The organism is Lentzea sp., assembly GCF_036380075.1.
Classification (GTDB): domain Bacteria; phylum Actinomycetota; class Actinomycetes; order Mycobacteriales; family Pseudonocardiaceae; genus Lentzea.
The window spans coordinates 1-18,590 of record NZ_DASVFL010000118.1 but is presented as its reverse complement, the minus strand read 5'-3'; the positions used below and the strand labels follow the sequence as shown (position 1 = coordinate 18,590).

Genomic DNA, 18,590 nt, shown 5'->3' with positions numbered 1-18,590 from the left:
GACTGGGGTTCATCGCCGCTGCGCGACGATCCGCGATTGGGGCTTGACTTCGGGGCCCTTGCGAGGCGCTGGGTCGGCCGGAAAAGGCCGGTAGCTTCGCGACCGGCCGAGCCACTAGTGGTAGCACCTCGCACCCAAAGTCAAGCCCCAATCGCCAAAACACGGGTGGGTTCACCGGCTCTAGTCGGCGTCAGGGTTGACGGCTCGCCTTCGGCGTCGCTTGGAAGTGCGGTGGTTGAGTCGGCTCGCCTTCGGCATCGCGGAGGCCTTTCTCGCGGCTTGCGCGAGGGCGTGCCGGGCACCCCGTGAGCGGAATGCCCGGCACCTGGACGAGTGGCCTGATGTTCTGCTCTACCTGGGCGGACACACCTTCCACGCGAAGTGGTACGTCGTCTCGATCGACCCGTCCGTCGAGTCCATCGCGATGAAGCTGGTCACCTTCTTCGGGTCCGACGTGCCCGCGCTGACCCGGAGTTCGGTGTTGATGTTGAAGTTCCGCTTCTCGCCGCACGGGTGGTAGACGATCGCGGCCACGTCCGTGGTGTCGGTCGCCTGCCAGTCGTCGCTGAGCGGGCCCTTGTAGTTGTGCTGCTTGTACTCCGTCTGCGACATGCCCTGGAAGTAGTAGTTCGCCTTCTCCAGGGCCGTGGCGCCGCGTTCCAGGTGCGCGAAGCCGCGGTAGTCGGTCGACGAGATGCCGTAGGTGAAGCCGGACGGCACGTTGACGCGGAGGTTCAGCTGGCAGTTCTTGCGGAAGTCGGTGGGCAGGGCCTGGGGGCCGACCTGCGCCATGAACTCGCTGTAGGTGACGGTGAACGCCTTGTTGTCCGGGCTCACGGCGACGGCGGCCGTGCCCGCGCGGCAGCCGGAGCCGTTGATCGTCACGACGTCGATGGTGATGTGGTCCGGCGGGGGCGTGTCGTTCGGGGCACCGCCCGGCGGGATGATGATCGTCGACATCGCGAGCGCGGCCGCGGCCAGGGTGGTGAGCATGGGGCACCTTTCCGACTGGGGTTCAACGACGAACGGCGGCGGCAGGGGTGCCTGGTGCGTCAGCAGCGCTTCCAGGAGAACTGGTACTTCGTGCTCACGCTGCTGTCCGTGGAATCCATCGTCATGAAGCTGTTCAGCTTCGACGTCGTTCCCGCGTTCACGCGCAGTTCGGTGTTGATGTTCAGGTGCCGGATTTCCCCGCACGGCGCGTAGATGATTTCCGACACCGTGGCGCGGTCGGTCGCCTGCCAGTTGTCGCTCTTCGGGCCGGCGAAGTTGTGGGTGCGGCTCGCGCTCTGCGACATGCCCTGGAAGTAGTAGTTGCCCTTTTCCGTTCCGGTCGCTCCCGTCTGGAGGTTGGCGAAGCCGCGGTAGTCGGCCTGTGCGATGCCGAACGTGAAGCCCTGCGGGTAGGTGACTCTGATGTTGAGCTGGCAGTTCTTGCGGAAGTCTGTCGGTGCCGAACCCTGTCCTGCCTGGGCGAGGTACTCGCTGTAGGTCACCGTGAACGCCGTGCGGTCGTCGGCGGGCGCGACCGCCGCGGTGCCGGCGGGACAGCCGGAACCGTTCACGGTGACGACGTCGATCGTCACGAAGTCGGGGACATCAGCGGCCGCCTGGGCGGGCGCGGTCAGGACCGCGGACAGCGCGAGGGCAGCTGCCGCCACCTTTTCCAACATGACCAGCCTTTCTGTTCTGTTCAGCTCGGTCGCGGCGGCGGAATTCAGACGATATCGGAAACCCTCCGTGGTGACGGGCCGCCGATTGGGTGACTGAAATAGTCGGTAGTGTCCGGTGGAATGCACGACGAATTGCGCGCCAGAACATTCTGAGCGCGCGCGAACCATGCTCACCCACGGCGCGAAGAATTGACCTGACGATTGTCTGACGATCGGCGCGGGTCCCGTGGCCCGCGGCACACCGGCACCCTGGGAAGAACCGCCGCCGGCCGGGCGTTGACACTGGTGACTTCGCCCTGACTCGACGAGGAGAGCGCCTGATGGCTCCCGACCAGCTGACCGTCTACTCGACCTCGTGGTGCGGCTACTGCCGGATCCTGAAGAGCTCGCTCGACCGCGAGGGCATCGAGTACGTCGAGATCAACATCGAGGAGACGCCCGGCGCGGCGGACTTCGTGATGAGCGTGAACGGCGGCAACCGCACGGTGCCCACGGTCCACTTCCCGAACGGCGCGGCGCTCACCAACCCGTCGCTGGCGCAGGTGAAGGAGCAGCTCGCGGCCTGAGTCGCGTCAGAACTCGTACAGGGTCGCCGTGGTCGACTGACCGTCGAGCGACTCGCGGATGATGTCGGCGTGACCGGCGTGCTGCGCGGTCTCCCGGATCAGGTGGAGCACGATCCGCCGGATCGACATGGGTTCCGGATCGGTGTCCCACGGCGCGGACGGCAGCGCCACCAATGAATCGAGCGAAGCGGTGCGCACGGCCTCGTCGGTCGCGCGCACCGCTTCGTCGTAAGAGCCGAGCAGCTGCCCGACGTCGTCGCCGGACCACACGTACTGCCGGCCGTCGAGCCATCCCTGCGGACGGCCCGGCCGCTCGGTCAGCACGTGGGTCCAGCCGCGCTCGCACAGGGTGAGGTGCTTGACCAGCCCACCCAGCGTGAGCTCGCTGACGGTCGTGCGCTTCACCGCGTCAGCGGGAGTGAGACCCCGCACGGTGACGCGGAACGTGTCGCGCTGATCGTTCAGTTCGTGCAGCAGGTCGTCGAGCTCCATGGTCCTGATTGAAACCAGCGGTGCTCGAGTCCCGGCAGGGCGGCTAGCAGGAGAGGTTGCCGCCCGGCGTCACACCGATGGTGCCGGTGATCCGCTGGTAGTTCGAGACGCGGCTCTGGACCTGCGCCGGGTTGCGGCCGTCGCACTCCAGGGAACCGTTGATGCTGCGGATGGTCTGGCCGAAACCGGCGCTGTTGACCATCGCGTCGTGCGCCGTCATGCTGCCCGGCCCGCGCTGCGTCATCCAGTACCAGATCGCCGTACGCCACGCGGTCGTGGAGTTCTGCGCCACCTGGTACGGGTTCTGCAGCAGGTTCAGGCCCAGGTAGTCACCGGCGGCCTTGTAGTTGAAGTTCCACGACAGCTGGATCGGACCGCGGCCGTAGTAGGCGTAGGTACCGGCCGGGCAGCCGTAGGGCTGGCTCTCGTCGCAGAGGTCGTTGTTCTTGTTGATCTCTTCGATGTAGACGAAGTTGCCGGTCTCGTGCGCGGTGTTCGCGAGGAACGCCGCGACCTCCTGCTTCTTCACCGTGTCGCTGCCGGTCGTGCCGAACGCGGGGATGGTGCGTGCCGCGTCGACGAAGCCCTGGTAGGTGTAGAAGCTGTTGCGGCCCGAGAACAGGCTGTTGAACTGCGACTCGCTGATCGGGAAGCTGCCGTTGCCGGGGTTGCCCCCGCCGCAGTTGTGCGGCTCCCAGAACCACGTCGAGATCGTCGGGTCGTAACCGGGGTTGTCGTGCTCGGCGATGTAGTAGGAACCGTTGTAGCGCACGATGTTGCCGGTGTAGTACTGACGGCCCGCGACCCAGTCGGTGGCGCTGGAGCAGGTGCCACCACCGGTCTCACCGCCGCCACCGCAGTTCGTCGGCTCCCAGTACCACGTGGAGACGGTCGGGCTGTAGCCCGGGTTGTCGTGCTCCGCGATGTAGTAGTTGCCTTCGAATCTCACGATCGAGCCGGTGGTGTACCACTGACCCTGGACCCAGTCCGTGAAGGTGCAGGCCTGCGCGGACACTTCTGCTTGCGAGGACGCGGTCGGCGCGATGACGGCCAGCGAAGCCGCCACCACCCCTGCCGCGAGAGACGCCAAGATGCGTTTTTTCAGCAAGGTCACCCACTCCTGGAGTCTTGTTGCATCCTAGGAATCTGAGGATGTGAACAGTGCTGAGATTGGCATCAGTGGTCCAGACCAGTCAAGGGTCTAGACCTGTTTGTCAGGTCGGCGGTGTGGGTGGTGGTCGCGCTCTCATGCCCCTGTTCACTGCGCGTGGCTCCGCCCCGGACCCCGCCGACTGATCAAGGACCGGGCCGGCGCCGCACGTAGGTAGATGGCACGCCTGTTTCGTTGGGCGGCTTGCTGTTGCGTGCGTTGGGCGCGACCCCACCCGCCGGGCATGGAAAAAGCCAAGGGCGAAAAGCCAAGACCAAAGCAAAAGCCAAGACTGCTCGCCTTCGGCTTCGCGGCGGCTCGCCTTCGGCTTCGGCTATTTGGCGCCGGAGCCGTAAGGGCGCGTGATGATTTCCAGCGCGTGGCCGTCGGGATCGTTCCAGTAGACGCCTCGGCCGCCGTCGTGGGTGTTGATCTGTCGGGGCTGCGACTTGTACGGGTCTGCCCAGTAGTCGAGGTCGCACTCCTGGATTCGGGCGAAGATCTGGTCGAACTCCTCCTCGGTCACCAGGAATGCGTAGTGCTGGCCGGTGATGGGGCCGCTCACGGTCGCGTAGTCGAGGGAGACGCCGTTCGCGACCTCGACCACCAGGAACGGGCCGAAGCGGACTGCTTCCGGCAGGCCCAGGAGGTCGGTCAGGAAGCGGGCTGAGCGGGCTTGGTCGGTGGCGTGGACGATCGTGTGGTTGAGCTGTACGGGCATGTCTACTGCTTACTCCGGTGGACAAGCTCGTGTCGTGTAGTCGCCTACCTGCGGCTGAGGGGTGTCGTGGCGGGCCTGTTCCCGGTAATACTGCCCCCTATGCGGACACTGGTTGTAGTCGGACTGTTACTCGGGTTGACAGTTCCTGCTCAGGCGGCTCAGGCGGACGAAGATCCCTCGTCCCTGGTGAACCCCTTCGTGGGGACGCAGAACTTCGGCAACACCTTTCCCGGTGCCTCGGTGCCGTTCGGGATGGTGCAGGTCAGCCCTGATACGGGAGGTCAGGGCGGGTACGACTACAAGGCCGACTCCATCTACGGGTTCTCGCAGACGCACCTGTCGGGCGTCGGGTGCGGCGTCATGGGCGAGCTGCCCGTCATGCCGACGGTCGGGTCCGTTGACAACGTTGACATCAACGCCTACAAGTCCGGGTTCAGCCATTCGGACGAGACCGCGCAGCCCGGCTACTACCGGGTCGGGCTGTCGAAGTACGGGGTGAACGCCGAGCTCACGGCCACGCCACGGACCGGGTGGCAGCGGTACACGTTCCCGTCGTCCTCGGCGGCCAACGTGCTGTTCAACACCGGGCGGTCCAACCAGACGGTGCTGGACTCGGAGATCCACGTCGTCGGTGACCGGACCATCGAGGGCCGGGTGCGCAACGGGCGGTTCTGCGCCGGCAAGGACGAGCACACCGTGTACTTCACGGCGTCGTTCGACCGGCCGTTCGCGTCGTTCGGGTCGTGGCGGGGGAGCGCTCTCAGTCCCGGCGGCAGGGATGCGGCCGGGACCGGGGGGAACGGTGCCTGGGTCACGTTCGACGCGTCCGCCGACCGGGACGTGGTGCTGAAGGTCGGGTTGTCCTACACCGGGCTCGAGGGTGCGCGGAAGAACCTCGCGGCGGAGGCTCCCTCCTACGACTTCGACTCGGTGACCAAGGCCGCGAAGGACGTGTGGAAGAAGCAGCTCGACGCCGTCAAGGTCTCCGGTGGGCCGCGGGACCGGCAGGTCGCGTTCTACACCGCGCTCTACCACTCGGTGATGCACCCGAACCTCGCCGGTGACGTCGACGGCAGGTACATGGGCTTCGACAACCAGGTGCGCACGGCCTCGGGGTACACGCCGTACCAGAACTTCTCGCTCTGGGACACCTACCGGCCGCAGAACCAGCTGTTGCAGATCCTGGAGCCCAAGGTCGCGCGGGACGTCGCACTGTCCGTTGTGGCCAGTGGGCGGGACGGCGGGTGGTTGCCGCGCTGGGCGCTGGCGTCCTCCGAGACCAACATCATGACCGGTGACCCGGTGACGCCGTTCCTCGTCGAGGCCTGGTCCAAGGGGCTGCTGAAGGGGTACGAGGAGGAGACCTACCAGCTGCTGCGCACCAACGCGACGTCGCTGCCTCCCGCCGACTCGCCGTACAACGGGCGGTCCGGTGTCACCTACTACCAGGACCGCGGCTACATCCCGTCGGGTCTGGAGCTGGGCAAGGACTGCGCGCACAAGGGCGGCGACAACGACTGCGTGCACCCCGCCTCCGCCACGCTGGAGTACTCGGCCGCCGACGCGTCGCTCGCGTTGATGGCCAAGGGTCTGGGCAAGAAGGCGGACGCGCGGATGTTCGCCGACCGCGGCCAGTGGTACCGCAACCTGTGGGACTCCTCGATCGGCCAGTTCCGGCCGCGCACGCCCGCCGGCACCTGGCTGACGCCGTACAACCCGGTCGACGCCTCGCACCAGTTCCACGAGGGCGGCGCCTACCAGTACCAGTGGCTCGTCCCGCAGGACCCGGCCGGGCTGGTCTCGCTGATGGGCGGCCGCAAGGAGACCGAGAAGCGCCTCGACTCGTTCTTCGCCTACGACAAGCTGCTCGTCGACCCCGCCGGCACCGCGCGGCAGGACTGGATCACCGAGCCGTACGACTACTACGGCAAGCCGACCTACAACCCGAACAACGAGCCCGACCTGCTCGCGCCGTACATGTACCTGTGGGCGGGCACGCCGTCGAAGACCGCGACGGTCGTGCGGGCGGCGATGACGTTGTTCACCACCGGGCCGGACGGCATGACCGGCAACGACGACCTGGGCACGATGTCGGCCTGGTACGTCTTCTCGTCGCTGGGTCTCTACCCGACGTTCAACGGCGCGGACTTCCTCGCGCTGTCGTCGCCGCAGTTCGAGTCCGCGACCGTCCGCATCGGACAGTACGGCTCGCAGGGCGGCACGTTGACCGTGTCGGCGAAGGGCGTGTCGGACACCAACCGGTACATCAAGAACGTGTCCTTCGGCGGCCGTGACGTCCGCAAGACGTACCTGACGTGGACGTCGTTGCAGCGCGGCGGGAAGCTCACGCACGAGGTGTCGTCGAAGCCGTCGTCGTGGGGCACCGGCCGGTCGGACGAGCCGCCGTCGCTCAACGACGGCAACGCCGACTCGCGCCGCGCGGTCTCGGCCTCGCTGCGCAACTCCGAGATCGTGGTGCCGACCTCCGACACCGCGCAGTCGCTGACGTTGCAGCTCGACGTGCTGGCGCAGTCGCCGGGCGCGACGACGGTGCGGCCTCAGGTGACCGCGCCCGCCGGGTGGAAGGTGAGCGGTGCCAAGCCGATCACCATCGTGTCGCGGAACCTGCCGACGCAGAAGACCGTGCCGCTGACGGTGTCGGTGCCCGCGGGTGTGGCGCCGGGCTCGTACGAGATCTCCGTGCAGGCCGACCAGGTCGCCCTGAAGGCGGTGGTCGAGGTGAAACCTGCCGCGCTGTGCGCGTTCTCGACGTGTTCGGTGGACGTGACGCCGGAGCTCAACCACGACGGCACGGCCACGGTCGCGGACTCCGCGTCCGGCGACTTCGACGGCGGCGGCTGGAGCTACGACGCCGCGCTGCTGCCGCCCAAGGGTCCCGTGACGTGGGGCGGCATCACCTACCAGGCCCCTGACCCGACCGGCACGGCGCCGAACTTCGTGGAGGCGCGCGGCCAGGGCATGTTGCTGCCGCCCGGCCAGTTCTCGTGGCTGCACGTCGTAGGCTCGTCGCACAACGGCCCGGTGTCGACCGCCTTCACCGTCTGGTACACCGACGGCACCTCGGCCGAGGTCGCCGCCACCGTGCCGGACTGGGCGGGTGGTGGCCCGGCCGTGCTGGAGATGCCGCACCGTATCAAGGCGGGGCAGGGCGTCGACGGACCGCCGGTGCGGCTGTTCGGGCAGTCGTTGCGCCTGGACGCGACCAAGACGGTCAGGTCCGTGACGCTGCCGAACGACCCGCGTGTGGAGCTGTACGCGCTGACGCTGGCCTGACACTGGAGGAGTGGAACTCCTCGGGAGCAGCCAGAGGTCGCGGGTGTGGGCTGACGGCGACCGCATCGTCAAGCAGGTCATCGGCGATGCGGCCGCCTTCACCCGCGAGGTCACCGCGCTGCGGCTGGCCGCGCACACCGGCGTGGTGCCGCGCGTCCTCGACGTCGACGAGGACGCGCGGACCGTGGTCCTCGAACGGCTCCGGTCCGACCCGCCGCGCGAGGACTGGGTCGTCGACTACGCCCGCGGCCTGGCCCGCCTGCACGCGGCGACCGGACCCGAGCACGCGGGACTGCTGCCGCGGCAGGAGGTCCCCGACCCCACGCCGTTCCTGAGGTTCGCGCGGGCGCTCGACGTCGAGATCGGCGGCGCCGAGGACGAGCTGGCGTTCGAGGACACCGGCGGGTTCGACCTCCTGCACGGCGACCCGTGCCCCGGCAACGACCTGTACACCGAGCGGGGCGCGCGGTTCGTCGACCTCGAGGGCGCCTGCCTCGGCGACGGGCTCACCGAGCTCGTCTACCTCCGCATCGGCTTCCCGACCTGCGCCGCCGTCACGGAGACGCCTCGCGAGCTGCGCGAGGCCGCCGAGCAGGCCTACTTCGAGGAACGCGGGTGCTCGGCGGGGCTGGAGGACGCCTGCGTGCGGTGGCTGGTGCAGGGCGACGCGCTGGTGCAGCGGGCCGACCGGGACGGCCGAGACCACCTCGCCAGGGTCGTCGACGAGGACTGGACCTGGTACAGCACCACGGCGCGCGGCCGGCTGATGTACCGCACGCGGGTCGTGGCGACGTTCACCGAGACGCACCCGCGGACGAGCGCGCTCGCGCGACGTCTGCTCGACCGCATGAACCTGATCTGGGAGCCGCGGCCGATCGGGACCGTCCGCACGCACGTGTCATGACCAGGCGGACAACGACAGCCGCGAGGTGAACGACCGCTCGGCGCCCGATACCGGGTCGACGAAGGACAGCGTGCGGGCCAGCAGCTGCAACGGGGCCGAGAAGTCGTCGAGCGGGCGTTCCCGCAGCACCGGGTAGAAGTCGTCGTTCAGGATCGGCACGCCGAGGCCGGACATGTGCAGGCGCAGCTGGTGGGTGCGGCCCGTCACCGGCTTGAGGCGGTACCGGCCCAGTCCGCCGCGGTGTTCGACGAGCGACACGTGCGTCTCGGCGTTCGGCTCGCCGTCGACCTCGAACGCCGTGATGATGCCGCGTTCCTTGACGATCCGCGACCGCACCACGCGCGGCAGTTCCAGCGACGGGTCGTGGGGCGCGATCGCCTCGTACTCCTTGGACACCACCCGGTCGCGGAACATCGTCTGGTACTTGCCGCGCAGCTCCCGGCGCACCACGAACAGCACGAGACCGGCGGTGACGCGGTCCAGCCGGTGCGCGGGGGAGAGGTCGGGCAGACCCAGCGAGTCGCGCAGCTTCACCAGCGCCGTCTGCATGACGTGCTGACCGCGCGGGATCGTCGCCAGGAAGTGCGGCTTGTCGGCGACCACGATGTCGTCGTCCCGGTGCACCACCCCGACCTCGAACGGGACGGGCACCTCGACGGGCAGGTCGCGGTGGAACCAGATGTAGGAGTCCGGCACGAACGGCGCGTCGATCCCCAGCGGTCCGGAGACGCTCCAGATCCGTTCCTCGCGCAGCATCTCCGCGATGCGCTCCGACGCCACCCGCGGCAGGCGTTCGGCGAGGTGGTCGCGCAGCAGCAGCCACGGGCCCTGCGGCGGCAGCTTCAACCGGGCCGCGTCCAGGCCGTGCCGCTGGGGGAGGGGGGAGGAGGGTTTGCGTCTCATCGCACCGATCAGTCTAAATGGTCGGCAAATCCGAACGACATCGCTCGAAAACATTCGCTGTACCGAAGAGAACGGGTCGGCGACGCTGGACGCATGTCGGTCCTCCTCGTCCTCGGCTCGGTCGTCTCGCTCCAGTTCGGCGCGGCCTTCGCCAACCAGCTCTTCGGCCAGGTCGGCGCCCCCGGCGCGACGGCGCTGCGGCTCGGCATCGCGGCGCTGCTGCTCGCCGTGGTCGTGCGGCCGAAGTTCCGGCAGGAGACGGTCGTGCTCGGGATGACCATGGCCGGCATGAACGGCACGTTCTACCTCGCGCTGGACCGCATCCCGCTCGGCGTGGCCGTGACGATCGAGTTCCTCGGGCCTCTCGGGCTGGCCGCGGTGCTGAGCAGGAGGAAGCGGGACTTCGTCTGGGTCGGGCTGGCGCTCGCCGGTGTCGTCGTCCTCGGCGTCCGCGAGTACACGGGTGCGGAGCTCGACCTGGTCGGCGTCGCGCTCGCGTTGATCGCGGCCGTGTTCTGGGCCTGCTACATCCTCGCCGGGCGCGAGCTCGCGACGGCCGGTCTCGGCACCGGAGGGCTGGCCGGGGCGAGCCTGATCTCGGCGGCGCTCACGCTGCCGTACGGGCTGTCGACGGCCGGTACCGCGTTGTTCGAGCCGAAGGTGCTGCTGCTCGGCACGCTCGTGGCGCTGCTCGCGTCCGCGATCCCCTACACGCTGGAGATCAGGGCGCTGAAGACGTTGCAGCCCAGCACGTTCGGCGTCGTGCTCGCCCTGGAACCCGCCGCGGCGGCGCTGGCGGGAGCGGTCCTGCTGGACCAGCACCTGGGCGTGGTCTCGTTGTGCGGCATGGCGCTGGTGATCACCGCCGGGGTAGGAGCGGCGCTACGGAGAGCGCCAGCGCCTCGCGAAACGCCCGCACCGCGGGATGCTGACCTCGTCCTGCCCGTGCCGCAGTGAACAGCAGCCGAGACATCGGCACCGGCAGCTCGTGCAGGTCGACGGTGATCTCGCGGTCGTACCAGACCAGGTCGGGCAGCAACGCCACCGCGAGGTCGCGTTCCACGAACCGCAGCTTCACCAGCACGTCGACCGACGAGAAGCGCACGTCCGGCTCGAACCCGTTGTGGCGGCACCAGTTCACGTTGAACGTCCGCTGCGGGAAGCCGGCCGGTTCCATGATCCACGGGTGGGAGCCGATCTCGTCCACCGGCAGTCCACGCGGCACGGCCAGCCGGATCGGGTCCCGGTGCAGCTCCCGGTAGTCCAGACCGCTGAACCGCGCCTCCGGCTGGTCGGGCCACTCCTCGGCGAAGACTAGGTCGAAGTCCCTGGCGTTCAGGGCGGAGAGCGCTTCCGCGGGGTCCAGGACCTGGAACTCGATCCGCAGCGCCGGGTGCTCGTCGCGCATGTGCGCGAGCGTCGCCGGGATGAGCGCCAGCGCCGCCGTCTGGAACGTCGCGACCCGCAGCGTGCCGGTGATCTCGTGCAACGACGCCGCGATCTCCGACTCGGCCTGGTCCAGCCGCGCGAGCACCTCCTCGGTGTGCCGCACCAGGATCTCGGCCTGCGGCGTGAGCTTCACGCGCCGGCCGACCGGTTCCAGCAGCGGCACGCCGACCTCGTTCTCCAGCAACGACAGCTGCTGCGACACCGACGACGGGCTGTAGTTCAACGCCTGCGCGACCGCCGCGAGCGTGCCCCGTCGGGAGAGCTCGCGCAGCAGCCGCAGGCGGTGGAGGTCGAACATCCGATCATTATCGGCTACGCTGCCGTCACCGCCCCCTGAGAAAACGTGCTGTCCTCAGCACGTCTTGAGGAGGTGTCGGTATGTCCACACGACTCCGCACGGTGGCGGGGATCGCGGCGGCAGCCGGACTGCTCGTGTCGGGAACTCCGGCGCAGGCCCAGGTCGAGACCGGTCCGTGGACCGCCTACTCGCCGTCGTTCACGGTGCAGGAACGCGGCTGCGGCACGGTGAACGGCCTGACGTTCCAGCTCACCTGTTCCACCGCGGACGGGGACCAGCGCGCCGAACGCCGCTACGCCACCTACTCGGGCGGCACGCGGCAGTTCGAGGGCAGCTTCCGGATCACGAGCCTCGGCGGCACCCGCGTCAGTCTCAAACAGACGTTCCGGGAGTCGCCCGACACCGGGCCGTTCTACATGCTCGCGGTGGAGCGCGGTGGCCGGCTCTACGCCGTCCACGGCGGCACGACCGTCGCGACCGGGGCGACCGTGGGCACGACCGTGCGCGTCAACACCGTGCACAACACGGCCACCGAGATCCGCACGTACATCAACGGCTCGCAGAAGCACAAGTACGCGACCGACGGGTCGAGCTTCTACGACAAGTTCGGCGCGTACCGCACGTCGAGCGGCCAGGGACCGGCCACGGTCGTCTGGAGCGGCATCAAGTTCTGGCGCAAGTGATCCGGCGCGTCGTCCTGGTGGGACTGCTGTTCCTGGCTGCCTGCGGCCAGGAACAGCGGGACCCCGCGCTGACGTCCGAGCTGACCTCGCCGATCGACGTGACGCTGCACTGGCGTCCGGAGGCGGGGGCGGCCGGGCAGGTCGTCGAGTACGCGAACGCGGCCGACGGCGACTACGTGGTGCTGGAGTTCGCCCCGTCCGGCACGGACTCCTACCGGCACCCGGACCTGATCCCGGAGACGGCGTTCTACTACCGGGTCCGGCCGTTCGGCGGGCCGGCCTCCGCCGAGGTGGACGTCGTGCTGCCACCCGGCGACGAGGTTCCGGAGACGGACGGCCACGAGTGGGCGGAACCTCGCCGGGGCGGCGGGGGAACGCACCCGGTGGCCTCGGCCGAGGCGGCACCGGGGGAGTTCGGGGTCGAGGTGAGGCACGCGAACGGCGTCCTCCTCACCTGGGAGGACCACGCGTCGGACGAGGAGGGCTACCTGGTCGAGCTCAGGCCCGCGGGTGCGCGCGACTGGCGGGTCGCCGCACAGCTCGACCCGGATGTCGTCTCGTTCGGGCTGGTCACGCTCCCAGACGAGAAAGCCGCGAGGTATCGGGTGCGACCCTTTCGATTCGGGTCACCGTCGAACGTGACGCACCAGAGGACCGGGAAGGCCTGACTCTGAACGCCTGTCTCGCACACCACGCGCTCGCGGCGAGCAGCACCGCCGCGAGCGCGTAGGGCCAGGCGGTGTCCTCGGTGAGCGCCAGACCGGCGTTCGTCGCGGACAGAAGTCCGAAAACGGTGGTGAGGAGCCACCAGATGAGCTGATCCTCGCGCGCGTGGGCCGTCATGGCGGCCCGGTTACCCGTTCTCGAGCTCCTTCACACCCTCTTCTTCCTCTTTCTTCTCGCCGCGGCGGCGCATGAAGCCGAAACCGGGGATGCCGAGGATGGCCTGGCGCATGTCGCTCGTGACCTCGAGCAGCTGGTGCACCTCGGGCCCGACCTTGTCGAGGGTGGCGAGGATCGGCAGGATGTCGCTGGTCAGGTGCTCGGTGAGGACCGGCAGCTCGTCGACGAGCTTGATCGCCGCCTCGACCTCCTGCGGCGAGAGCTCCTCCACGAACCGCTTCGCGAGCGGCTGGGCCTGCTTGGCGATGGGCTCGTAGATGCCGATCAGCTCGTCGGCCGTGTCGGCGGTGTGGCCGGCCGTCGCGACGACCTGGGCGGCGCGTTCGGTGATGTCACCGGCGCTCGCCGTGATGGCGCGGACCTCGTCGACGGCCTTCTCCGCGTCCGTGACGACGTTCGCGGTGCGCTCGACGAGCTCGTCGGCCTTGCGCACGACGCCGTCGACGGCGTCGATCGTGCCGTTGACCTTCCGGACCAGCTGCTCGACCTCGCCGATGAGGTCCAGCACGCGGCTCGGGACCGCGGCGACGGCGGCCGTCGTGTCGAGGGCGGCGCCGAGCGCCTGCTTGGCCAGTCCCATGCCGGGGATCTCCATACGACCACTTTATTCACGTCCGGCCCGTCGCGCGGAGCAAGCGGGGACGTGTCGGCGGTGAACCGTTCGGCTCACCCGGTTGCCCGGTTCGGCGCAGAGCCATTCGTTTTCCGGAACTGTCAGACCTCGTCATTACCCTCGTTGATGTCGGCCAGTCGGCTGACCGGACGATCCGGGAACCGTGCACCGTCCGAACCTGTCAGAGCAGGGGGTTAGCATCCCCGGCGGGCGAGGGAGGGCGCGCGACATGTCTTGGTGGCACCGGATCGGACGAGTCATCTCCGGGGGAGGGCGGGAGTCGGCGAGCTTCGTCGTGGCGCTGCTGGGGGTGCTGGTGCTCGCGGGCGCCGCGCTCGGGCAGGGCATCTCCCGGACGTCGGTCGAGGTGTCGGACGGGCTCACCTGGCTGGGCGACGACCAGCGCGGTGAGGTCGTGCAGGTCAACCCCGTGTCGGGCAAGCCGCAGACGCGCCTGCAGATCAGCGGCCCCGACTCGCAGCTCGAGATCGCGCAGGAGGACGGCCGGCTGATCATCCTCAACCGGCGCACCGGCGAGATCACCGTCATCGACCTCGCCACGCTGCTCGCGTCCGGCCGCCGCCAGGCCCCGCCCGGTGCGGCGAGCAAGGTGCTGGTGTCCAACGGGATGGTGTTCGTCGTCGACCGCGCCGCCGGCACCGTGCGCACCGCAGACCCGCTGACGCTGGCCGACGTCGGGCAGACGTGGGACGCGGGCCAGCCCCTCGCCGACGCCGTCGTGGACGAGCGCGGCGTGCTGTGGCTGGTCGACCACGGCGGCACGCTGCGCTCGCTCGACTGGTCCGACGACGAGGAGCGGTTCCAGGAGCGCTCGCAGCGGCAGGTCACCGGCGCCGGGCCGCGCACCGTGCTCGTGCCGCACGACCAGGGCGTCACGCTCATCGGCCTCGACGGCGGTGTCGTGGTGCGCGACGGCACGGGCGAGGACGTCTCCCGGTCTACCGACCGCACCGACGCCGAGGTGATCGCCGCGCAGACCGCGCCCACGAACCTCGTGCCCGCGTCCGTGCCGGACTCGTCGGCGGTCGTGCTCGTCGTCGACGGGCAGGTGCAGCGCGTCGACGTGGGTGCCCTGGGCTGCCCGAAGCCGGGCCGTCCCGCGGTGTTCCGCGACAAGGTCTACGTGCCCTGCAAGGGTTCAGGCAAGGTCATCGTCCTCGACCGCGGCGGCAAGCGCGGCGGCGACGACGTGCGCACGTCCGGCGGGTCCGACCCCGAGCTGGTGTTCGACGACGGCCGGTTGTTCGTGAACGTGCCGGGCTCGTCGACGGGCGTACTGGTCGACACCGACGGCGCGACGCGGTCGCTGACGATCCGCAGCCCCGAGCTGCCGGTCAAGGACCCGGACCGCTCGCCGCCGCCCTCGGTGCCGCCGCCCCCGCCGCCGAACCCGAACGAGCCCACGAAGCCGCCGCGCAACCCCGGCAACGGCAACGGGAACGGGAACAACGGCAACGGCCCGACCACGGAGGTGCCGCCTCCGCCGTCGTCCGCGCCCCCGTCGTCCTCCTCGGGCGGTGCGGCTCCGGCCGCGCCCGCGGGCGTGACGGTGCGGGAGAAGTCGCGGTCCTCCTCGGCGGTGGTCGTGACGGTGAGCTGGAGCGCGGCCTCGTCCGCGGACCCGGTCGTGGGCTACACGGCGACGGGCTCCGGTTCGTTCTCCGGCGGGTCGGTCTCGGCTCAGTCGGCCGGCACCTCGGCGGACCTGTCGATCCCCTGCGCGGGCACGACGTTCTGCACGAGCGGCAGGCTGGACGTGACGGTGCGCGCGTCGACGGCGACGCAGGCCGGTGCCGCGGGCATGGCCTCGTTCACCGTGACGGCGCCGAACACGCCGCCCCCGAACACCCCGCCGCCCAACACGCCGCCGCCGACGACGACCACGACGACTCCGCCGTACACCCCGCCGCCGACGACGACCACGACGACCCAGCCGCCGCCTCCGCCGTCGTTGCCGACCGCGGGCGCCGCGGTGATCACCGGCCTGTCGGGTGCCCGCACGGTGCCGACGCGCCGGGTGACGATGGCCCCGCCCGCCGACTGGGCGAGCCACAACGGGCGCTGCGAGGTCGTGAACACGACGTACGGGTTCTCGGTCGGCATCGCGTGCAACTCGACGACGGCGACGATCGATGTCGACGAGGGCGTCAACACGATCGTCGTCCGCGCCTACGCGGCGAACGGCGGCGGTCAGGTCGACTCCGCGGGCAGGAACACGACGTTCACCTACGACAACTGCCTGCCGAACAAGCCGACGTGCATCCCGCAGCGGGTGCCCGCCGGGGCGGGGACCGCGCCGATGGGCGCGGGTGGCCTGGGTCTGCTGGCGTGCGCGTTCCTGCTGCGCGTCGGTGTCCGGAAGGAAGACGAGAAGTGATCGACACCGGTGAGGTCTCCGCGTTCCGCGACCTGCACACGCGGCTCGGAGACGCGGTCGAGGCCGCGGTGCGCGGCAAGCGCGACGTGGTCGACCTGGTGCTGGTGGCGATGTTCGCGGGCGGCCACGTGCTGCTCGAGGACGTGCCCGGCACGGGCAAGACGACGCTGGCGCGAGCGGTGGCCGGCGCGCTGGGCGGCATCTCGCGGCGCGTGCAGTTCACGCCGGACCTGCTGCCGTCCGACGTCACGGGCACCTCGGTCTACGACCCGCAGACGGGCCAGATCCGGTTCCGGCCGGGTCCGGTGTTCGCGAACATCGTGCTGGCCGACGAGATCAACCGCGCCGCGGCCAAGACGCAGTCCGCGCTGCTGGAGGTCATGGAGGAGCGGACCGTCACGATCGACGGCGTCGGGCACGCGGTGCCGGACCCGTTCCTCGTGGTGGCGACGCAGAACCCGATCGACCTCGACGGCACCTACCGGCTGCCCGAGGCGCAGCTCGACCGGTTCATGCTGCGCACCTCCATCGGCTACCCGTCGGTCGAGGACGAGCTCGACGTGCTGCGCCCCGGCAGCGGCGCGGGCCGGATCGCCGACGTGCACACGGTGACGTCACCGCGCGAGGTCAGCGCGTTCAGCGGCCGTCTGCAGCTGCTGCACGTCGCCGACCCGATCCTGCAGTACATCTCGTCTCTCGGCGCGGGCACGCGCACGGACGACCGGCTGCGCCTCGGCACGTCGACGCGTGGCCTGCGCACGCTGGTCCGCTGCGCCCAGGTGTACGCGGCGTCGAAGGGCCGGCACTTCGTGGTGCCGCAGGACGTCCAGGACATCGCGGACCCCGTGCTGGCCCACCGGCTGGTGCTGACGCGGGAGAGCGTGCTGGCGGGCGTGACGACGTCCGAGGTGCTGGCCGACGTGCTCTCGCGCGTGGCGGTGCCCAAGCCCGCGGCGCAATGAGACTCACCGTGCGCGGCACCGGCACGGCGGTGCTGGGCCTGCTGATGCTCGGCGTCGGCCTGTGGTGGCGCTACGCGGGCGTGGCGGCGTTCGGCCTGGCCCTGACCGCGCTGGTGGTCGCCTCCGCGGTGTCGGTCCTGGTCGCGTCGCCGCTGTCGGTGTCGCGCACCGTCCGGCCCCGCACGGTGCCGCGCCTGGCCCGGTGCAGCGGCCGCCTGGAGCTGTCCGCGGTGGGCCGCTGGCCGGTCGCGCTCGACGCCGTCGACATGGTGGCGGGTTCGGCGATGACCGTGGACGTGCCGCTGCTGAAGCCGGGAACGGTGGAAGCGGTCGACTACGCGATCCCGACCGAACGCCGGGGCGTGTTCGACGTGGGCCCGCTGACGTTGCGCCGCAAGGGCTTGGCGGGCCTCGCCCAGGCGCGCACGGTGCTCGGCGAGGTCGTGCAGGTGCGCGTCGTCCCGCGCGTCCTGCCGGTCCGCGGCCTGCCCTCCGGTGCCCGCCGGGGTCAGGTGGGCGCCGACGAACGGGTGGAGCGCGGCGGCACCGACCTGGTGGGCCTGCGCGAGTACGTGCCGGGCGACGACCTGAGGCGCCTGCACTGGGCCACGTCCGCCCGCACCGGCACGCTGATGATCCGGGAGGACGCCGACCCGGCCCGCCCGCACCTGGCAGTCCTGCTGGACGACAACGCCTCCTCCTACGCGGAGGCCCAGCGCTTTGAGGAGGCCGTCGAGGTGGCGGCGTCCCTGGTCACCTCGGCCCTGGACCAGGGCCACCCGGTGCGGCTGCTGACGTCGTCCGGCAGCACCGACATCGAGGAGTACCAGGACTCGGCCCCGATCCTCGCCGCACTGGCCGACCTGGAGCTCCAGGACGCCGACGGCCGCCCGACCGTCCCGGTGCGCGACCTGGACGTGGTGGCCGTGGTCAGCGGCAGGCAGGTCCCCGCCCTGGTGCTGGAAGCGGGCCGGGCGGCCTTCGGCACCATGCTGGTGGTGGACGAGAAGCGCCCGGTGGGGGCGGCGGGCTCGGTGCTGGTGATCACCGGAGCGAGGGCCGGGGACCTGGTGGACTCGTGGAACGCGGTGGTGGCCCGATGAGGCGCGGCCAGTCCGGCGCCGGGCCGGCCCGGGTCCGGGCGCGGGCAGTGGGGCTCGGGCCGGCGCGACAGGACGGGCCGGCGCGACAGCACGGGCTGGTGCGGCAGGACGGCCCAGCGCGGCAGCAAGGGCCAGCGCGGTGGCACGGGTCGGCGAGGCAGCACGAGCTGGTGCGGCGATACGGACCCGCGTTGGCGGCGGCTGTGCGGGACGGCGTGGCCGTGCTCGCGGGGCGCGGTGCCGGAAACCTGACCGGTTTGGCGGCGGAGGGGTGGCGGCTCGCGCCGACCAGCCCGGCTGTCGCGACACCCGGCCTCACCCCGGCCGCCTCGACCGCCGCGCGTTCCACCGGCCCACGCCCGGTGCCCGCCGCTGCCGCCACACGTCCCATCGCACGCCCCATCGCGCGTTCCACGACGCCCTCGAACCCGGTGGTGGTCCGGTGAAGTACGCCTGGGTCTCCGCCCTCCTCCTCGTC

The 18,590-nt window shown here is 70.3% G+C and carries 18 protein-coding genes; 10 read left to right on the top strand and 8 right to left on the bottom strand.

The window, feature by feature from the left end:
- Positions 1–351: 351 nt before the first annotated feature.
- Both VF330_RS15420 and VF330_RS15415 read right to left on the bottom strand, forming a co-directional pair.
- Complete coding sequence (locus tag VF330_RS15420; RefSeq protein WP_330852275.1) at positions 352–993, bottom strand: DUF4360 domain-containing protein; 642 nt, start codon at positions 991–993, stop codon at positions 352–354.
- 59 nt (positions 994–1,052) lie between these two features.
- On the bottom strand, positions 1,053–1,673 hold the full coding sequence (locus tag VF330_RS15415; RefSeq protein WP_330852277.1) for a DUF4360 domain-containing protein: 621 nt from the start codon (positions 1,671–1,673) through the stop codon (positions 1,053–1,055).
- A gap of 320 nt (positions 1,674–1,993) precedes the next feature.
- On the opposite strand from VF330_RS15415, the gene VF330_RS15410 reads away from it, so the two are divergent.
- Entirely contained in the window at positions 1,994–2,239 is a 246-nt protein-coding gene (locus VF330_RS15410; protein WP_089919660.1) for a mycoredoxin, read from the top strand.
- Between the two features lie 6 nt (positions 2,240–2,245).
- On the opposite strand, the gene VF330_RS15405 is transcribed toward VF330_RS15410, so the two are convergent.
- From VF330_RS15405 to VF330_RS15395, 3 genes are all read right to left on the bottom strand, one after another.
- On the bottom strand, positions 2,246–2,731 hold the full coding sequence (locus VF330_RS15405; RefSeq protein WP_330852274.1) for a DinB family protein: 486 nt from the start codon (positions 2,729–2,731) through the stop codon (positions 2,246–2,248).
- A gap of 43 nt (positions 2,732–2,774) precedes the next feature.
- Positions 2,775–3,839: a glycoside hydrolase family 19 protein gene (locus VF330_RS15400; RefSeq protein WP_330852276.1), complete on the bottom strand. Its 1,065-nt coding sequence runs from the start codon at positions 3,837–3,839 to the stop codon at positions 2,775–2,777.
- A gap of 376 nt (positions 3,840–4,215) precedes the next feature.
- Positions 4,216–4,602 (bottom strand): VOC family protein, encoded by a 387-nt coding sequence (locus tag VF330_RS15395; RefSeq protein ID WP_330852273.1) that lies wholly within the window; start codon positions 4,600–4,602, stop codon positions 4,216–4,218.
- A gap of 99 nt (positions 4,603–4,701) precedes the next feature.
- Here VF330_RS15395 and VF330_RS15390 point away from each other — a divergent pair, with 99 nt between their 5' ends.
- On the top strand, positions 4,702–7,896 hold the full coding sequence (locus tag VF330_RS15390) for a GH92 family glycosyl hydrolase (RefSeq protein WP_330852272.1): 3,195 nt from the start codon (positions 4,702–4,704) through the stop codon (positions 7,894–7,896).
- Positions 7,897–7,906: 10 nt separating this feature from the next.
- Positions 7,907–8,800, top strand: a complete 894-nt coding sequence (locus VF330_RS15385) for a hypothetical protein (RefSeq protein ID WP_330852271.1) — start codon at positions 7,907–7,909, stop codon at positions 8,798–8,800.
- Here the strand turns inward: VF330_RS15385 and VF330_RS15380 are convergent.
- The gene (locus tag VF330_RS15380; RefSeq protein WP_330852269.1) at positions 8,795–9,703 is read right to left on the bottom strand and encodes an RluA family pseudouridine synthase; all 909 of its coding nucleotides are present in this window, start codon (positions 9,701–9,703) and stop codon (positions 8,795–8,797) included. The two genes, VF330_RS15385 and VF330_RS15380, sit on opposite strands and share 6 nt — an antisense overlap.
- Positions 9,704–9,796: 93 nt before the next feature.
- Here VF330_RS15380 and VF330_RS15375 point away from each other — a divergent pair, with 93 nt between their 5' ends.
- The gene (locus VF330_RS15375; RefSeq protein ID WP_330852268.1) at positions 9,797–10,660 is read left to right on the top strand and encodes an EamA family transporter; all 864 of its coding nucleotides are present in this window, start codon (positions 9,797–9,799) and stop codon (positions 10,658–10,660) included.
- Here VF330_RS15375 and VF330_RS15370 read toward each other — a convergent pair.
- A complete protein-coding gene (locus VF330_RS15370; RefSeq protein WP_330852267.1) occupies positions 10,563–11,450 on the bottom strand; it encodes a LysR family transcriptional regulator in 888 nt (295 codons plus the stop codon). The genes VF330_RS15375 and VF330_RS15370 overlap by 98 nt on opposite strands.
- Positions 11,451–11,530: 80 nt before the next feature.
- Here VF330_RS15370 and VF330_RS15365 point away from each other — a divergent pair, with 80 nt between their 5' ends.
- Together VF330_RS15365 and VF330_RS15360 are read left to right on the top strand one after the other, a co-directional pair.
- A complete protein-coding gene (locus VF330_RS15365) occupies positions 11,531–12,133 on the top strand; it encodes a hypothetical protein (RefSeq protein ID WP_330852266.1) in 603 nt (200 codons plus the stop codon).
- Positions 12,130–12,801: a fibronectin type III domain-containing protein gene (locus VF330_RS15360; protein WP_330852265.1), complete on the top strand. Its 672-nt coding sequence runs from the start codon at positions 12,130–12,132 to the stop codon at positions 12,799–12,801. Before VF330_RS15365 ends, VF330_RS15360 begins: the two co-directional genes overlap by 4 nt.
- 185 nt (positions 12,802–12,986) lie before the next feature.
- On the opposite strand, the gene VF330_RS15355 is transcribed toward VF330_RS15360, so the two are convergent.
- On the bottom strand, positions 12,987–13,631 hold the full coding sequence (locus tag VF330_RS15355) for a hypothetical protein (protein WP_330852264.1): 645 nt from the start codon (positions 13,629–13,631) through the stop codon (positions 12,987–12,989).
- A 247-nt stretch (positions 13,632–13,878) separates the two neighbouring features.
- On the opposite strand from VF330_RS15355, the gene VF330_RS15350 reads away from it, so the two are divergent.
- The 4 genes from VF330_RS15350 to VF330_RS15335 form a co-directional block, all read left to right on the top strand.
- Positions 13,879–16,047 carry a hypothetical protein gene (locus VF330_RS15350; protein WP_330852263.1) on the top strand — a complete coding sequence of 723 codons (2,169 nt, stop codon included), beginning with the start codon at positions 13,879–13,881 and terminating at the stop codon, positions 16,045–16,047.
- Positions 16,044–17,009, top strand: coding sequence for a MoxR family ATPase (locus VF330_RS15345; RefSeq protein ID WP_330852262.1), 966 nt, complete (start codon positions 16,044–16,046; stop codon positions 17,007–17,009). The genes VF330_RS15350 and VF330_RS15345 overlap by 4 nt, the downstream gene beginning before the upstream one ends.
- Positions 17,006–18,112, top strand: coding sequence for a DUF58 domain-containing protein (locus VF330_RS15340; protein ID WP_330852261.1), 1,107 nt, complete (start codon positions 17,006–17,008; stop codon positions 18,110–18,112). The genes VF330_RS15345 and VF330_RS15340 overlap by 4 nt, the downstream gene beginning before the upstream one ends.
- A gap of 271 nt (positions 18,113–18,383) precedes the next feature.
- Positions 18,384–18,590 (top strand): hypothetical protein (locus tag VF330_RS15335; RefSeq protein WP_330852260.1); only part of this gene is annotated, 207 nt, incomplete at its 3' end.

Excerpts from the sequence above, each read along its gene's own strand:
- VF330_RS15420 (WP_330852275.1), bottom strand. The coding sequence starts at position 993 with ATGCTCACCACCCTGGCCGCGGCCGCGCTCGCGATGTCGACGATCATC.
- VF330_RS15415 (WP_330852277.1), bottom strand. The coding sequence starts at position 1,673 with ATGTTGGAAAAGGTGGCGGCAGCTGCCCTCGCGCTGTCCGCGGTCCTG.
- VF330_RS15410 (WP_089919660.1), top strand. The coding sequence starts at position 1,994 with ATGGCTCCCGACCAGCTGACCGTCTACTCGACCTCGTGGTGCGGCTAC.
- VF330_RS15405 (WP_330852274.1), bottom strand. The coding sequence starts at position 2,731 with ATGGAGCTCGACGACCTGCTGCACGAACTGAACGATCAGCGCGACACG.
- VF330_RS15395 (WP_330852273.1), bottom strand. The coding sequence starts at position 4,602 with ATGCCCGTACAGCTCAACCACACGATCGTCCACGCCACCGACCAAGCC.
- VF330_RS15390 (WP_330852272.1), top strand. The coding sequence starts at position 4,702 with ATGCGGACACTGGTTGTAGTCGGACTGTTACTCGGGTTGACAGTTCCT.
- VF330_RS15380 (WP_330852269.1), bottom strand. The coding sequence starts at position 9,703 with ATGAGACGCAAACCCTCCTCCCCCCTCCCCCAGCGGCACGGCCTGGAC.
- VF330_RS15375 (WP_330852268.1), top strand. The coding sequence starts at position 9,797 with ATGTCGGTCCTCCTCGTCCTCGGCTCGGTCGTCTCGCTCCAGTTCGGC.
- VF330_RS15370 (WP_330852267.1), bottom strand. The coding sequence starts at position 11,450 with ATGTTCGACCTCCACCGCCTGCGGCTGCTGCGCGAGCTCTCCCGACGG.
- VF330_RS15365 (WP_330852266.1), top strand. The coding sequence starts at position 11,531 with ATGTCCACACGACTCCGCACGGTGGCGGGGATCGCGGCGGCAGCCGGA.
- VF330_RS15355 (WP_330852264.1), bottom strand. The coding sequence starts at position 13,631 with ATGGAGATCCCCGGCATGGGACTGGCCAAGCAGGCGCTCGGCGCCGCC.
- VF330_RS15350 (WP_330852263.1), top strand. The coding sequence starts at position 13,879 with ATGTCTTGGTGGCACCGGATCGGACGAGTCATCTCCGGGGGAGGGCGG.
- VF330_RS15340 (WP_330852261.1), top strand. The coding sequence starts at position 17,006 with ATGAGACTCACCGTGCGCGGCACCGGCACGGCGGTGCTGGGCCTGCTG.